At 66.6% G+C, this 14,062-nt stretch carries 14 protein-coding genes; 9 read left to right on the forward strand and 5 right to left on the reverse strand.

Features of this window, described 5'->3' with window-relative positions:
- Window positions 1–27 precede the first annotated feature (27 nt).
- Window positions 28–1,437, reverse strand: a complete 1,410-nt coding sequence (locus C8J42_RS11055; protein ID WP_133020105.1) for a sensor histidine kinase — start codon at window positions 1,435–1,437, stop codon at window positions 28–30.
- Window positions 1,427–2,092, reverse strand: a complete 666-nt coding sequence (locus tag C8J42_RS11060) for a response regulator transcription factor (protein WP_056487542.1) — start codon at window positions 2,090–2,092, stop codon at window positions 1,427–1,429. The genes C8J42_RS11055 and C8J42_RS11060 overlap by 11 nt, the downstream gene beginning before the upstream one ends.
- A 91-nt stretch (window positions 2,093–2,183) precedes the next feature.
- Between C8J42_RS11060 and C8J42_RS11065 the strand changes: the two genes are divergently transcribed.
- The 4 genes from C8J42_RS11065 to C8J42_RS11080 all read left to right on the forward strand — a co-directional run bounded on the left by C8J42_RS11065 (window position 2,184) and on the right by C8J42_RS11080 (window position 6,966).
- Complete coding sequence (locus C8J42_RS11065) at window positions 2,184–3,263, forward strand: ABC transporter substrate-binding protein (protein ID WP_133020106.1); 1,080 nt, start codon at window positions 2,184–2,186, stop codon at window positions 3,261–3,263.
- Complete coding sequence (locus C8J42_RS11070; protein ID WP_107954151.1) at window positions 3,260–4,741, forward strand: porin; 1,482 nt, start codon at window positions 3,260–3,262, stop codon at window positions 4,739–4,741. The genes C8J42_RS11065 and C8J42_RS11070 overlap by 4 nt, the downstream gene beginning before the upstream one ends.
- Window positions 4,742–4,964: 223 nt before the next feature.
- Window positions 4,965–6,266 (forward strand): CitMHS family transporter, encoded by a 1,302-nt coding sequence (locus tag C8J42_RS11075; RefSeq protein ID WP_056064457.1) that lies wholly within the window; start codon window positions 4,965–4,967, stop codon window positions 6,264–6,266.
- Between the two features lie 40 nt (window positions 6,267–6,306).
- A complete protein-coding gene (locus C8J42_RS11080; RefSeq protein ID WP_133020107.1) occupies window positions 6,307–6,966 on the forward strand; it encodes an alpha/beta fold hydrolase in 660 nt (219 codons plus the stop codon).
- 252 nt (window positions 6,967–7,218) lie between these two features.
- Here the strand turns inward: C8J42_RS11080 and C8J42_RS11085 are convergent, their stop codons facing one another.
- Complete coding sequence (locus tag C8J42_RS11085; protein ID WP_133020108.1) at window positions 7,219–8,256, reverse strand: MBL fold metallo-hydrolase; 1,038 nt, start codon at window positions 8,254–8,256, stop codon at window positions 7,219–7,221.
- 68 nt (window positions 8,257–8,324) lie between these two features.
- Here C8J42_RS11085 and C8J42_RS11090 point away from each other — a divergent pair, with 68 nt between their 5' ends.
- Window positions 8,325–8,900 (forward strand): DUF4337 domain-containing protein, encoded by a 576-nt coding sequence (locus tag C8J42_RS11090; protein WP_133020109.1) that lies wholly within the window; start codon window positions 8,325–8,327, stop codon window positions 8,898–8,900.
- Window positions 8,901–9,034: 134 nt separating this feature from the next.
- On the opposite strand, the gene aguB is transcribed toward C8J42_RS11090, so the two are convergent.
- Window positions 9,035–9,895, reverse strand: a complete 861-nt coding sequence (gene aguB / locus C8J42_RS11095; RefSeq protein ID WP_133020110.1) for an N-carbamoylputrescine amidase — start codon at window positions 9,893–9,895, stop codon at window positions 9,035–9,037.
- 177 nt (window positions 9,896–10,072) lie between these two features.
- Here aguB and ung point away from each other — a divergent pair, with 177 nt between their 5' ends.
- Window positions 10,073–10,771: a uracil-DNA glycosylase gene (gene ung / locus C8J42_RS11100; RefSeq protein WP_133020449.1), complete on the forward strand. Its 699-nt coding sequence runs from the start codon at window positions 10,073–10,075 to the stop codon at window positions 10,769–10,771.
- On the forward strand, window positions 10,768–11,067 hold the full coding sequence (locus C8J42_RS11105; RefSeq protein WP_133020111.1) for an alkylphosphonate utilization protein: 300 nt from the start codon (window positions 10,768–10,770) through the stop codon (window positions 11,065–11,067). The genes ung and C8J42_RS11105 overlap by 4 nt, the downstream gene beginning before the upstream one ends.
- A 47-nt stretch (window positions 11,068–11,114) precedes the next feature.
- Here C8J42_RS11105 and C8J42_RS11110 read toward each other — a convergent pair whose 3' ends face one another.
- Entirely contained in the window at window positions 11,115–11,930 is an 816-nt protein-coding gene (locus C8J42_RS11110; RefSeq protein WP_133020112.1) for a hypothetical protein, read from the reverse strand.
- A 245-nt stretch (window positions 11,931–12,175) separates the two neighbouring features.
- Here C8J42_RS11110 and C8J42_RS11115 point away from each other — a divergent pair, with 245 nt between their 5' ends.
- Together C8J42_RS11115 and C8J42_RS20115 are read left to right on the forward strand one after the other, a co-directional pair.
- Window positions 12,176–13,327 (forward strand): Fic family protein, encoded by a 1,152-nt coding sequence (locus C8J42_RS11115; RefSeq protein ID WP_133020113.1) that lies wholly within the window; start codon window positions 12,176–12,178, stop codon window positions 13,325–13,327.
- A 553-nt stretch (window positions 13,328–13,880) separates the two neighbouring features.
- Entirely contained in the window at window positions 13,881–14,048 is a 168-nt protein-coding gene (locus C8J42_RS20115) for a hypothetical protein (RefSeq protein ID WP_165895477.1), read from the forward strand.
- The last annotated feature ends 14 nt before the right edge of the window (window positions 14,049–14,062 follow it).

Genomic DNA, 14,062 nt, shown 5'->3' on the forward strand with positions numbered 1-14,062 from the left:
CCGCGTGTTGAGCCGCGTTGATGCAGGTTACTCGTTCGCGTGAAAGAACCGCAGGATCACGCTCGTGCCACTGGCCACCTCGCCGAACGCCACGGTCGCGTTGAGGCGAGTCGCCGCCGACCGCACGATCGCCAGGCCGAGGCCGCTTCCCTCCGGACTCCCAGTCGCGCCGAGCCGGACGAACCGGTCGAACGCCATCTCGCGCTGGTCGATCGGTATCCCCGGCCCATCGTCGACCACCGCGATCGTCGTCTCCGACGGTGTCGTCTGGAGCCTCACCGACACCGTGCCGCCGCGCCGGTTATAGCGGATGCCGTTGTCGATCAGGTTCGACACGATCTCGAAGATCAGCGTGCGGTGGCCGGGAACGACGTGGCTGACCTCCGGGTCACCCTCGATCGTCAGGTCGATGCCGGCTTCGATCGCGCGGTTGATCTGTCGCGTGATGACCGCCACCGCCACTTCGCGCAGGTCGACCGCCTCGAGGGGCGCGGACACGCCGGCCTCCTCGGCGCGCGCCAACGCCAGCAGCTGCGTCACCAGGCGTTCGAGGCGCACCACCGCGTCGGCGATCTCGTCGAGCGCGACGCTGCCTTCAGGACCCGAGCCACGGCGGGCGAGCGCGACCTGGACCTTCAGCACCGACAGGGGGGTGCGCATCTGGTGCGAGGCGTCGGCGGTAAAGCGGCGGACACCGACGGTGGCGGTGTCGAGCTGCGCCAGGAGCCGGTCGAACGCACCGGCCAGCGGGTGGAGTTCGCTCGGGAGCGGGCCGGTGTCGAGCGGCGAGAAATCAGGACGCGCGCGTTCGTCGCGCGCCTCGACGGCGCCGCGGAGGCGGGCGAGCGGGCGGAGACTCCAGCCGAGCGCAGGACGAAGCAGCAGCGCGGCGGCACCGACCAGGACGCATTCGCCGATCAGCAGCGCGAGCATCAGGCGGCGGGTGAGCGCGCCGCGGTTGTCGATCGTCTCGGCGATCTGGATGATGACGGGCTTGTCGATCCGGGGGAGCGAGCGGCGGACTTCGGCGATGCGGATCTGCTGGTCGCGGTAGCGCGCGAACCGGTAGCGCGGCACGTCGATGTCGAGCGTGGCGGGATCGGGCGCGGGCAGGTCCGCATAGCCGGTGAGCAGGTCCGGCCCGACGGCGACGCGGTAATAGACGTTGTCGCGCTCGGTATTCTCCAGCATCCCGAACGCGGCGGAAGGCAGGTCGAGCGTCACTTCGCCACGTTCGACCTGCACAGTCTCGGCGATCGCGCCGAGCGCACCACCGAGCACGCGGTCATTGGTGCGGCGGACGACGTCGGCAATCAGCGTCGCGCCGACCACGCCGATCAGGATCGCCGCCGCCAGCAACGGGCCGAGCACCGCGACCAGCAGGCGGGTGCGGAGTGCGGGCGTGCCCCGATCGGTGGTGTCGGTTTCAGCCGGCATCGAGCATGTAGCCGACTCCGCGGACGGTGCGGATACCGGGGCCGTCAGGCGCGAGTTTTCCCCGCAGCCGTGTGACATGAACCTCGATCGCATTGTCGCCGACCGGCTCGTCGAACCCGAACACCTCGCCGATCAGCAGCGCGCGCGGGACGACCCGGCCTGCACGAGTCGCCAGTGCCTCCAGCACCGCGCGCTCGCGCCGACGCAGATCGAGCGCACGGCCGGCGATGTCGGCGTCGCCGGTCGAGCGGTTGATCGTCAGCGTACCGACGCTGAGTACCGGCAAAGGATCGCCCCCGCGCCGCCGCCCCAGCGCCCGAACGCGCGCCTCCAGTTCCTCGGGGTCGAACGGCTTCCGCAGATAATCGTCGGCGCCGAGATCGAGCCCGCGCACGCGGTCGTCGAGCGCATCGCGCGCCGTCAGCATCAACACCGGCACCCGCTCGCCGCGACGGCGCAACGTCTCCAGCACGGTGAACCCGTCGATGCCCGGCAGCCCGACGTCGAGGATGACGAGTGCATACGGCTCCCCCGCCACCACCGACAACGCGTCCTCGCCCGTCGCGACGTGATCGACCGCATTACCGCCCGCGCGCAGCAACGCCGCGATGCTCCGCGCCAACGCCGCGTCGTCCTCGATCAGCAGGATGCGCATGAAAAACCATGAAAGGTTGGTGACAGGTTCGGTTCGTACTCCACCGTTGCAGTCTATCCGAACACAGAGACGGAAGGCGAGGAGAGTGACGATGGCACGAATTTTTCTGAAGATCGCACTGCTGGCTACGAGCTTCACCGCGACCGCCGTCGTGGCGCAGCGCCCTGCCAACTACCCGCGCTCCTACGACCAGCTGATCTCCGACGCGCGTGCCGAGCGGCAGGTGCGGATCTACGGCAATGCCGATCGCGCCGAATTGCTGCCGGTCGTCGCCGCGTTCCGGAAGCGCTATCCGGGCATCACCGTGCTGTACGCGGACATCGGCTCGACCGAAATGTACCGCCGCTTCGTCACCGAGACGCGCGCGAAAAAGATGTCAGCCGATCTCGTCTGGTCGTCGGCGATGGACCTCCAGGTGAAGCTGATCAACGACGGCTTCGCGCAAGGCTATGCGAGCCCCGAAAAGCCCGCGCTGCCGCCGGTGTCGGTGTGGAAGAACATGGGGTTCGGCGTCACCGCGGAGCCGATCGGGATCGTCTACAACAAGCGTCTCGTGCCCGCCGGACAGGTGCCGCGCACGCACGCCGCGCTGGAGACATGGTTGCGGAAGAATGCGCGCGCTCTGACTGGGCGCGTGACCACGTTCGATCCGGCACGCTCCAACGTCGGCTATCTGTACCTGTCGGAGGACCTCGCGATCACCCGCGACACGCGGTCGTTGATCGAGGCGATCGCCGCGACCAGGCCCGTGCTGTCGCGGACCAGCGAGCCGATGCTGCGTGGCGTCGCCGAGGGACGGCAGGCGATCGCGTACAACGTGATCGGCTCCTACGCGCTGGAACGCGCGCGGACCGATCCCCGCATCGGCGTCGCGTTCCTTCAGGACTATACGATCGTCACCTCGCGGATCGCGTTCATCGCGCGCGAGGCCGCACACCCGGCGGCGGCCAAGCTGTTCCTCGATTTCCTGCTGTCGCGTGAAGGGCAGTCGCTGCTCGCGAAACGCAGCCTGTGGCCGGTCCGCACCGACGTTTCCGCCCGCCGTCTTCCCTCGAGCCAGGCGCGACCGATCCGCGTGGGACCACAACTTCTCGTCAACCTCGACCGCGTCAAGCGCCAGCGTTTCCTGCGCGACTGGACCGCGATTCTCGCCACCGGAGCCCAACAATGACTCTCTTCCGTACCGGGTGCGCCGCACTCGCGCTGATCGCCGCGACGCCGGCGCTGGCCCAAGCTCCGACCGACGCCGACCTCGCGGCGCTGGTCCGTGCGCAGGCCGCCGAGATCGCCGCGCTGAAGTCGCGGCTCGACCGGCTGGAGAACAATGCCGCCGTCGCGCAGGCGTCCGCGCCCGTGCCGCCCGTCCAAATCGCACCGCAGGCAGTCGCGCAGAACACCGAGCCGCGTCGCACGGTGCCGTTCGCGCCGCAGCTCGCCCCGCCCGGCCCGGCGGATCGCAGCGTCGCGCAGGCGGTCGCCGCGCGCGACAATCCGTCGGGCGTGACCACCGAGTGGGGCGCTGGCCTGCCCGTCTTCCACTCCGCGGACGGCGTCTACACGTTCAAGCCGCGCGGCCGCATCCTGACCGACGTCAGCTCCAGCTTCGGCTCGAAGTACGATGGCCGCAACATCACCACGACCGGCATGCGCGCGCTGCGCCTCGGCCTCGAAGGCGGCGTCGGCACGCATTTCTTCTACCAGTTCGAGAGCGATTTCTCGGAGAACGAGGTCGACGTCGTCACCGCGTTTGTCGGCTGGCGCAACAAGATCAAGCCTGGCCTCGACTACGACGTCCGCGCCGGCCACCTGTTCAACGATCGCGGCTTCGAAGGCTCGACCGGCTCGGATTCGACGCCGTTCCTCGAACGCACCACGGTCGCCACCGCGATCATCCCGCAGCGTGGTTTCTACGGCATCGGCGTGATGCCGCGCATCTTCTGGAAGACCGGCCATGCCTCGGTAACGATCACCGGCGACCGGATCGACGGCACGCAGACGGTCGGCGACAGCCGCACGGTGCTCGGCCGCGCGCACTGGAACCCGATCAAGTCCGATACCGGCGTGCTGCACATCGGCGCGTGGGGCTTCGACGAATCGCTGTCGTCGGTGGCGGGGACGCTGACGCGCAACACGGTGATCGGCGGTCGCTTCAACGGGGCGCTCCGCGTGTCGACCGGCCCGCTGATCGGCGGCACCGGCACGACCGGCTACGGCGTCGAACTCGGCGGCTATCGCGGGCCGTTGTGGGTGATGGGCGAAGCGGGCCGCCGCAACGCGCGGCTCGACGGCGGTCGTCCCGATTTCGTCAGCAAGGCGTGGAGCGTCTCGGGCGGTCTGTTCCTGACCGGCGACCTGCCGCCGTACAACCCGCGGCTCGGCAGCTTCGGCCAGCCCAAGGTGTTGAAGCCCACGTTCGACGGCGGAGTCGGCGCGATCGAACTCACCGCGCGCTACGAAAGCCTCGATTTCGACAATCTGCTCACCGGCGGCGACGGCTGGGCAGCGACTGTAGGCGTCAACTGGTACCTCAACTCCTTCACCCGCTTCCAGGTGAACGCGATCCAGTGGAACACCGACAACCGCGCCGGCGACTATGTCGGCAACGACAGCGGTCAGACCCTCAGCGCCCGCGTAGGTGTGACGTTCTGATGCTGGCCAGCATACGAGGTGGCTCATCCCACCGTCCCGTCATCCTGACGAAAGTCAGGACCCAGAGCCACGCAGCACTGCACCCTGTAACCCTGGGTCCTGACTTTCGTCAGGATGACGGAGTGGTTGTGACGGCCCCAGCGACGATTGCTGCGACGGTAATTGCGATAGCTCCTGCGACCCCAACCACCCCCCTATTCACGCCCTTTCCTAGGACGATGCGATGAACCTTGCCCTGCTCGGCTTCCTGATGGTCGCCACGTTCATGACGTTGATCATGACCAAGAAGATGACGCCGCTGGTCGCGCTCATCGTGATCCCGTCGATCTTCGGCGTGTTCGCGGGCGAGGCCGCGGGTCTCGGCCCGATGATGATCGACGGTATCAAGAACCTCGCGCCGACCGGCGTCATGCTGCTGTTCGCGATCCTGTTCTTCTCGACGATGACCGACACGGGACTCTTCGATCCGCTGGTCGGACGGCTGATCCGGATGGTCCACGGCGATCCGATGCGGATCCTGATCGGGACGGTCGTGCTGTGTGCGCTCGTCAGCCTCGATGGCGACGGTTCGACCACCTACATCATCACGATTGCCGCGCTGCTGCCGCTCTACAAGCGCTTCAACATGAACCGGTTGTACCTGGTCTGCCTGTTGATGACGACGAGCGGGATCATGAACCTGACGCCGTGGGGCGGGCCAACCGCGCGCGCCGCTAGTGCGCTGAAGCTCGATCCGGCGACGCTGTTCCTGCCGCTGATCCCCGGCATGATCGCCGGCCTCGCCTTCCTGATCGGTCTCGCGGTGTATTTCGGCCGGAAAGAGCGCGTCCGGATGGGCGAAGCGGGGATCACGGCGGACACCGAGTTCACCGGCATGGCCGTCTCGCAATATCCCGAGGCACGCCGCCCGAAACTGATCTGGTTCAACGCGGCCCTCGTCATCACGCTGCTGACGTTGCTGGTGTGGGGCATTCTCCCGCTGTCCGTGCTGATGATGCTGGCGTTCGCGATCGCGATGATCGTCAATTATCCCGGCGTCGCCGACCAGAAGGAGCGCATTTCCGCGCATGCCGGCAACGTGCTGGCGGTGGTGTCGCTGATCTTCGCGGCTGGCATCTTCACCGGCATCCTCGGCGGCACCGGCATGGTCGAGGCGATGAGCAAGGCGGTAGTCGGCGTGATCCCGCCTGCGCTCGGGCCGTACATGGCACCGATCACTGCGGTGCTGAGCATGCCGTTCACCTTCTTCATCTCGAACGACGCGTTCTATTTCGGGATGCTGCCGATCCTCGCCGAGGCCGGCGCGCATTACGGTGTCGCGCCCGAGGCGATCGCGCGCGCGTCGCTGATGGGCCAGCCGGTCCACCTGCTCAGCCCGCTGGTGCCGTCGACCTATCTGCTGGTCAGCCTGGTTGGGATCGACCTCGCCGATCACCAGCGCTTCACGCTCGTGCCCGCGATCGCCGTCTGCGTCGTGATGACGATCGTCGGCATGATCGCGCTCGCCTTCCCGTTCGTCGCCTGAGGTGAGCATCCCCGCAACCCGCCGCTACCGGAGATTTCGCATGGTCCGACCGCGTACACCGTTGATGCTGCTCCCCGCGATGGGCTGCGACGGCCAGCTCTGGGCCCGCCAGATCGTCGATCTTGCGGGTATTGCACAGGTCGAGTTCGGCGACCTGTCGCAGGACGACACGCTGTCCGAACTGGCCGCGCGCGTGCTCGCCAGCGCACCGCCGCGGTTCGCGGTCGCCGGCGTCAGCCTCGGCGGCTACGTCGCGATGGAGATGGTGCGGCAAGCCCCCGACCGGATCGAGCGGATCGCATTGTTCGGCACGCGCGCCTCAATGGAAGTGCGCCCGCGCACCGTCGTCGGCCAGGGCCTGCTCGCCACCGCGCCGCACGCCGACCCGCGCCTGACAGCGATCGTCGCCGGCCCCGCGCAGGCGATGGCGGAGCGCGTCGGCCAGACCGTCTTCGAACGCCAGCAACGCGCGCTGCTCGCACGCCCCGACATTAGCGAGGCGATCGCCGCGATCCACGTCCCGACACTGGTGGCGGTCGGCGACCGCGACCTGATCTGCACCCCCGAAGACGCACGCGCGCTGAGTGCCCGGATCGAGGGTTCGCGGTTTCACATGCTGCGCTCCTGCGGTCACCTCGCACCGATGGAGCGTCCCGGCGAAGTCACCGCGCTGCTCCGTCAGTGGCTCAAGACCGGCTGATCGATTAGGAGGGCCCTCTGCCAGGACCGTGCAGGCGCTGTTCGTTCAACGGTCGGCACGGACCCTGCCCTTCGATGAGGATGCATCGTGACCTCAACCGACGACCGGCGTCCCGTATCGGCACCCCTGTGGTCGATCGGGCTCATGCCCGCCATCGTCCCGCGCTCACGACAGGCGTTTCCCAGCTAGGCGCCTGCCTCTGCCGGGGAGCTGTGAAACGGTCGGCTCCTGTGTAACTCCGGGGAATGGAAGCTACTCGATCACCCAGGCCTCGCCGGCTACGGGCGTGCGAAAGCGGTTGATCGGGATGTGTTCGCGTAGCAGCGCCGCGCGGAGGTGCTCGGGCGGTTCGTTGATACCCTCTGACGTCAGCTCGAACGTGCCCCAGTGGACGCCGATCGCATAGGCCGCGCCGAGTTGTTCGAACGCGGTCACCGCCTGGTCCGGGCCGATGTGGTTATCGGTTTCGTGGCCCGCGAAATGATAGGCGCCGATCGGCAGGATCGCGAGGCGGACCGGACCGGCGGCGCGCGCTTCGGCTGCCCAGCGCATGTCGCCCGGCCCGGTGTCGCCCGCGAAATACAGGTTCCCACCCGGCAGCGTTACCGTGAAGCCCGCCCAGAGCGTCTTGTCGCGATCGCCGGGATCGTATTCGCTCCAGTGATGCGCGCGGTCGACGATCACGTCGATGCCGGGACGCAACGTCACGCGCCCGCCCCAGTCGCGTGCGATCGCATGGACGCCGCTACGCGCGAGGATCTGGTCGTTGCCGAGACCGGTCACGATCAGCGACTTGTCGCGGTGCCAGAGCCGGCGCATCGCAATCATGTCGAGGTGGTCGCGGTGGTCGTGGCTGAGCAGGATCAGGTCGATCTTCGGCAGATCCGCGAGACGCACGCCCGGTTCGCGGACTCGCTTCACGCCGACGAACTGGACCGGGGACGAGCGTTCGAGCCACATTGGATCGGTGAGGATGTTGAGCCCCTGGGTCTGCACCAGCACGGTCGAATGGCCGATCCAGGTGACGCGCATCGTCTGGCCCTCGACGCGGGCCGGGGGCCGCGTAGGGGTGACGGGGACGTCGGGCCAGGTTCGGTAGGGCGGCTTTACGAGATTGCGAAGCAGCGCGACGGGGCCCTGCTTCTGCTCGCCGGTGCTGCCCTGCACGCCGTCGGGGTTGAAGAAGCGTTCGCCGTCGAAGTGATTGCTCAGCGGAAAGGTCTTTGTCGACGGCGTTGCGCAGCCGGTGAGAAGCGTGAGTGCGAGCAGTATCGAGCGAGGGCGGATCATGGCGCGCTGACGACTATGTCACGCGATCATCAGCGTCCAGTCACGCGCGGAGGGCCATAGCGACTAACATGGATGATGATTTCGAAGTGCGCGGGTTGCATGAGCAACTGTCGGAGGAACGCGCAGCAAAGGGCGAGGCGTTCGACCAGCGGATCGCATTGTTCACCGCGATCCTGGCGACGCTGGCGGCGGTGACCAGTTTCCTCGGCGGGCATACGCAGAACGAGGCGCTGCTCCACAAGAACGAGGCGGTGCTGATCAAGGCGCAGGCGTCGGATGCGTGGGGCTATTACCAGGCGGAGGATTTGAAGCGGCATATCGCGCAGATGGAGGTCGACCTCGCGCCGCCTGGGTTTGGTGCGACCCAGATGGCGACGCACCGGGCGGATATCGCGCGGTACAAGGCGCGGGGGACGGCGTTGAAGCGGGAGGCGGAGACGCTCGATCGGCGCTCGGCGGCGGCGGATGGGGAGTCGGACGAGGCGTTGCGGCCGCATACGAAGCTGGCGTTGGCGGTGACAGCGATCCAGGTGGCGATCGCGTTGGCGTCGATTACCGCGCTGACCGGGCGGCGGTGGTTGCTGTGGGTGGCGGGGGCTGCTGCGCTGGTGGGGGCGTTGTTGGCGGGGATGGCTTGGTTCTGAACTGATCCTCCCCCGCCAGGGGGAGGTGTCGCCGAAGGTGACGGAGGGGGAGGATATGGAACCTTGGTCACCCATTCCCCCCCTTCGTCTGGCAAGCGCCAGCCACCTCCCCCTGGCGGGGGAGGATTGAGAGGTCAGACGTCCTGGACCAGCCGGCCGTATAGATCCGGGCGGCGGTCGCGGAAGAAGCCGAAGGCGGCGCGGTGGCGCTTGACGATGTCGAGGTCGATCGTTGCGGTAATCACGCCTTCGTCGTCGCGGCCGAGTTCGGCGAGGATGTCGCCGCGCTCGTCGGCGATGAAGCTGGTGCCGTAGAAGGTCTGGCCGTGCTCGACGCCAACGCGATTGGCAGCGACGATCGGGACGACGTTGCTGACCGCGTGGCCGACCATGGCGCGGCGCCACAGCCTTGCGGTGTCGAGCGAAGTATCATGCGGCTCGCTGCCGATCGCGGTCGGGTAGAACAGGATTTCCGCGCCCATCAGCATCATCGCGCGCGCCGTCTCCGGGTACCATTGGTCCCAGCAGACGCCGACGCCTAGCGTCGTCCGCCCGGCCTCCGACGCGTGGGGCCAGACCTTGAAGCCGGTGTTGCCGGGGCGGAAGTAGAACTTCTCCTCGTAGCCGGGGCCGTCGGGGATGTGGCTCTTGCGGTAGACGCCTTGGACGTTGCCGTCGGGGCCGATCATGGCCAGGCTGTTGTAATGATGCGGGCCGTCCGCCTCGAAGAAGCTGGTCGGGATGGTGACCTTGAGCGCCTCGGCGAGCGCCTGCATCGCGAGCACCGCCTTGTGCTCGCCGACCGGGGCGGCGTTGGCGAAGACGCCCTCGTCCTCGACGCGGCAGAAATACTCGCCTTCGAACAGCTCGGGCGGCAGGATCACCTGCGCGCCCTTCGCGGCGGCCTCGTGGACGAGGCGCGAGACGTTGGCGATGTTGCGGTCGATGTTGGGCGTGAAGCCCAGCTGCAGCGCGGCGACGGTGATCTCGGTCATGGCGGCGCATATAATGGCGGGTGCAGGGAAGTGCGAGCCTTTCGCTTTGCCGTTCCCTTGCGGAGGCGGGGGTTCAGGGTCTCGGGCGGTATCGTGTGTGATCCTGGGCCCTCGCCTTCGCGGGGGAACTAGGAGCTGCGATTGACACTGCCCTGCCCTGTCCGACATGCGGCGGGGATGATCGATCACACGCTCCCGCCAAGCTGGCAGTCGCTCGCTGCCGAGTTCGAGGCGCCGTATATGCGGGCGCTCGATGCGTTTCTGGAGGGCGAACGGGCGGCGGGGGCGCGGATCTTCCCGGAGGATGCGGACCGGTTTCGGGCGCTGGAGCTGACGCCGCTCGATCAGGTGCGGGTCGTGATCCTGGGGCAGGATCCGTACCACGGTGAAGGGCAGGCGCATGGGCTGAGCTTCTCGGTGCGGAAGGGCGTGCGGACGCCGCCTAGCTTGGTGAATATCTACAAGGAGCTGGAGGCGGATCTCGGGATCCCGCGGGCACGCCATGGCATGCTGGATCATTGGGCCGCACAAGGCGTGCTGTTGCTCAACGCGGTGCTGAGCGTGCGGATGGGTGAGGCTGCGTCGCACCAGAAGCGCGGGTGGGAGCGGTTTACCGACGCCGTCATCGCGGCGGTGAACGCGCAGGACAAACCGGTCGTGTTCCTGCTGTGGGGGGCGTATGCGCAGAAGAAGGCGGCGTTCGTCGACGATGTGAGCAAGGGCGGGCGGCATCTGGTGATCCAGTCGGCGCACCCGTCGCCGCTGGCGGCACGGACCGGGTTCTTCGGATCGCGGCCGTTCAGCCGGGCCAACGCCTTTCTCGAAACCCATGGGCGCGCGCCGATCGACTGGGCGCTGCCGGAGACCGACCAATGAGCGACGAATATGTCTATGACGAAGCGACCGGCGAGTGGGTTGCGGGCGGTGCGGCGACGGCTGAGACGGCGGATAACGGTGCGGTCGTGGTGCGGGATTCGGTCGGCAACGTGCTGGCGGATGGCGACCAGGTGACGCTGATCAAGGATCTTACCGTGAAGGGCGCGGGGCAGACGCTGAAGCGCGGGACGGTGATCAAGTCGATCCGGCTGACTGGTGACGCACAGGAGATCGACTGCCGGTACGAGGGGATCAAGGGGCTAGTGCTGCGCGCGGAGTTCGTTCGGAAGCGGTAGGGCTTCGAAGCCGCGTTCGAGGGGCGGCGCCAAAGGTCACGATAAAGTTACGCTCGGAAACGGCGCCGGCCAGGACCTTCATGGTCATCCTCACCCTCCTGGGCGCGGCCCCTCTCGGGATATTTGGGCGGGATCGTCGCCTTCGCGGCGGCGAGCTGCGCCTCGAACGTCTGGACGGACGGTGCGGAACCGGTTGACGCGGGACGGCGCTGGGCAATGGGTTCGGCGCGGATATCGGCGACTGCGAGCGCCATAACCAGCGCCTCGGGGGCCATCAGGCGGTGCGGTTCGGCGGGCATCGGCGGTGCAAGCGCGGCGAGCGTGGCCTCGACCGGCAACACCGGGATGGGCGCCGGCGCAGGCGACTGGCCGGGGGTGCGATAGCGATCGGGTTGGTGCGCCCGCAGGAGGAACATCAGCAGGCGATCGTTGAACCGGACGCGCTGGCCGACGCGGTTGCCGTCGCGATCGAACACCGGCTCGGGCGATCCGTTGATCGCGCGGTCGAAGGCGAGATCGACCAGCCGCAGCGACGCGGTCTGCACCGCCGCATCCCACGCCGCTGCGAACGCCCCGCCATCGGCCGCGCGGCGCAGGCGGTAGCAAGAGGTCGCCGACATGTTCACCTCGCGCGCGGCCTGCGTGACCGAGCCGGTATCCGCCAGCACGCCGATGAACGCCTGCTGCGTCGCGACCGTCCAGCCATCGTGCCGCACCTTCCGCCGGACCGGCACCCAGTCGTATTCGGTAAGGTCGAAGTCCTCGACCGTCGGGAGATGCTCGGCCTCGATGATGGTCATCGCGGTGGTCGGTGCGGTTGGCTCGGGAGCGGCCGGTTCGAGAGCGGGGGCGATGTCGGGCATGACATCGCGGCGAGAGCGCGTGCGCGTTGGTTTTGTTTGCATGCGCGAAACGGATCAGGGCGAAGGCGTGTAGGACAGCGATATTGTTACGTGTTGGACTTTTCGCGCGGCAAGTGTGGCGCTGGGGCATCCACCTTGGAAGGCATCCTTGAACCACTTTGCACGGATGTATAAAGCGACGGCAGCACTTTTCACGAAACACGGTTTTCGTTGAAAGTGGCCGTTGCACTTTGTAGATCCGTTGCATGGACCGCAACGGCTTCAACGATCGCGCGACCGGGCAGCTTATGCCTACGGTCGGCGGTCGCAAGGCGTTCGTCGCCGCGCCACTGCCGCCCGCGATACTCGACATAGGTCGCTTTCTGCCCGAACTCACGCGCGCGACGCAAGCAGTGGGAGAACTCAAGGGAATCGGGCGATCGGTCGCCAATCCGCTGTTGCTGATCCGGCCGCTTCAACGGCGCGAGGCGGTGTCCTCGTCCAGTATGGAGGGGACCTATACGACGCTGACCGACCTGTTCCTGTTCGAGGCCGGGGCAGCGGAAGCGGCGACGCGCGGCGACAACCGCGAGGTGCTGAACTATGTTCGCGCTCTGGAGGGGGCGATCGACGGGCTCGCCACGCTGCCGATCTCGTCCCGATTGATCCGCGACGCGCACCGCACGCTGTTGACCGGTGTCGCACGCAATCGCGGGGCAACGGTCGAGGCGGGCGAGTTGAAGCGCGACCAGAACTGGATCGGGGGATCGGGCCGGATCGACACCGCACGGTTCATTCCCGCGCCGCCGACAGAAACGCCGCGCGTGCTCGATACCTTGATGACGTTCGTCAATCGCGAGGAACGTCCGTCGCCGTTGATCGACGCCGCGCTGGTGCATTACCAGTTCGAGGCGATCCACCCGTTTGCCGATGGCAACGGGCGGGTTGGTCGCATGCTGATCACGCTGATGCTGATCGACAACGGCACGTTGCCGCAGCCCCTGCTCTACATGAGTCCGTATCTGGAGCGGCACAAGGATCGCTATATCGACCTGATGTACGCGGTGTCGCGCGACGGCGCGTGGGAAGACTGGATCGCGTTCTTTCTCGAAGCCGTTGCGGAATCGGCGGAAGAGACGATCGCGGTGGTCGAACGCCTGCAGGACCTGCAACGCGCGTATCGCGAACGCTTCCAGACGGCACGGCGATCGGCGCTGATGTTGCGGATCATCGATCTGGCGTTCGAACGCCCGGTGCGATCGATCTCTGATTTCGCGGAAGCGCTGGGGGTGACGTATCAGGGTGCCGCGAACAACTTGAACGAGTTGATCGCGCAGGGTGTCGCGGAGGAGGTGGAGGGAAGTTACCCGAAGCTCATTCGGTTTCCGGGTGTGTTGGCGGCGTTGCAAGTTGGGTAAGGTGACGATCGTTTCGCTTGTCACGATCCGGTTGCGACAACGCGACTGGTCGAGCGGCTTGCTTGAGTGTGGCGCAGTGAGTGGACTATCCAGAGAGTGGTCCGGCGCGGCCCGAGATGGGGGCCTACGCAAGAAGCGCTACCGTCGGATGCTAGCGCAATTTTCTTCCAATGACGTGAGATATCGTCAGGCCTCGGTACAAGAGTCGGTGTAAAGCCGGGAAACGTCGTGGATCAAAAGACGAACCCTCAACGCGAACCGCGTTCTACTATTGTTCCAGTCAATCAACTGTGCCAATCTACTCACGTCGACCTGATTCGCTTCGGGCCGCCGAGCAAAGGGAGGTGCCTATTCGAGCGCGTTAAATTGGGACTTTTGCCGCATTATTGACAACTGAATGACTAATCGGTCGGGTTTAAGTCGGCACTATGACAGGCGATGCGGAACACCGCGCGCTCCAGTAGCACATCCGCTTCATCGAAGATCGTACTACGCGCAGGTCAGTTGTAGTAAATGCATGGATCCCATCTTGTTTCTTCAATGGAGAAGGCAGATGGAGCAGACAGAATGGTTCCTCCACATGGACAACCGTTGGATGTGGCGTTGGTTTTTGACCAACCGCCTTGGCCAACCGTTGGCGATGTCGAAGAAGTGCTTCTTCCGTCATGAAGATGCTCTCCTGAACCTTGATGCTGCTCGCATGGCCGTGATCGGCCTTTAGCGAGTAGTCTACCC

It is taken from the genome of Sphingomonas sp. PP-CE-1A-559 (assembly GCF_004340965.1).
Classification (GTDB): Bacteria; Pseudomonadota; Alphaproteobacteria; order Sphingomonadales; family Sphingomonadaceae; genus Sphingomonas.

What these genes read in the sequence shown, in the direction of transcription:
- C8J42_RS20115 (WP_165895477.1), top strand. Translation starts at nt 13,881, where the DNA reads ATGGAGCAGACAGAATGGTTCCTCCACATGGACAACCGTTGGATGTGG.
- C8J42_RS11060 (WP_056487542.1), bottom strand. Translation starts at nt 2,092, where the DNA reads ATGCGCATCCTGCTGATCGAGGACGACGCGGCGTTGGCGCGGAGCATC.
- C8J42_RS11070 (WP_107954151.1), top strand. Translation starts at nt 3,260, where the DNA reads ATGACTCTCTTCCGTACCGGGTGCGCCGCACTCGCGCTGATCGCCGCG.
- ung (WP_133020449.1), top strand. Translation starts at nt 10,073, where the DNA reads ATGATCGATCACACGCTCCCGCCAAGCTGGCAGTCGCTCGCTGCCGAG.
- C8J42_RS11055 (WP_133020105.1), bottom strand. Translation starts at nt 1,437, where the DNA reads ATGCCGGCTGAAACCGACACCACCGATCGGGGCACGCCCGCACTCCGC.
- C8J42_RS11080 (WP_133020107.1), top strand. Translation starts at nt 6,307, where the DNA reads ATGGTCCGACCGCGTACACCGTTGATGCTGCTCCCCGCGATGGGCTGC.
- C8J42_RS11075 (WP_056064457.1), top strand. Translation starts at nt 4,965, where the DNA reads ATGAACCTTGCCCTGCTCGGCTTCCTGATGGTCGCCACGTTCATGACG.
- C8J42_RS11090 (WP_133020109.1), top strand. Translation starts at nt 8,325, where the DNA reads ATGGATGATGATTTCGAAGTGCGCGGGTTGCATGAGCAACTGTCGGAG.
- C8J42_RS11105 (WP_133020111.1), top strand. Translation starts at nt 10,768, where the DNA reads ATGAGCGACGAATATGTCTATGACGAAGCGACCGGCGAGTGGGTTGCG.
- C8J42_RS11115 (WP_133020113.1), top strand. Translation starts at nt 12,176, where the DNA reads ATGGACCGCAACGGCTTCAACGATCGCGCGACCGGGCAGCTTATGCCT.
- C8J42_RS11110 (WP_133020112.1), bottom strand. Translation starts at nt 11,930, where the DNA reads ATGCCCGACATCGCCCCCGCTCTCGAACCGGCCGCTCCCGAGCCAACC.
- aguB (WP_133020110.1), bottom strand. Translation starts at nt 9,895, where the DNA reads ATGACCGAGATCACCGTCGCCGCGCTGCAGCTGGGCTTCACGCCCAAC.
- C8J42_RS11085 (WP_133020108.1), bottom strand. Translation starts at nt 8,256, where the DNA reads ATGATCCGCCCTCGCTCGATACTGCTCGCACTCACGCTTCTCACCGGC.
- C8J42_RS11065 (WP_133020106.1), top strand. Translation starts at nt 2,184, where the DNA reads ATGGCACGAATTTTTCTGAAGATCGCACTGCTGGCTACGAGCTTCACC.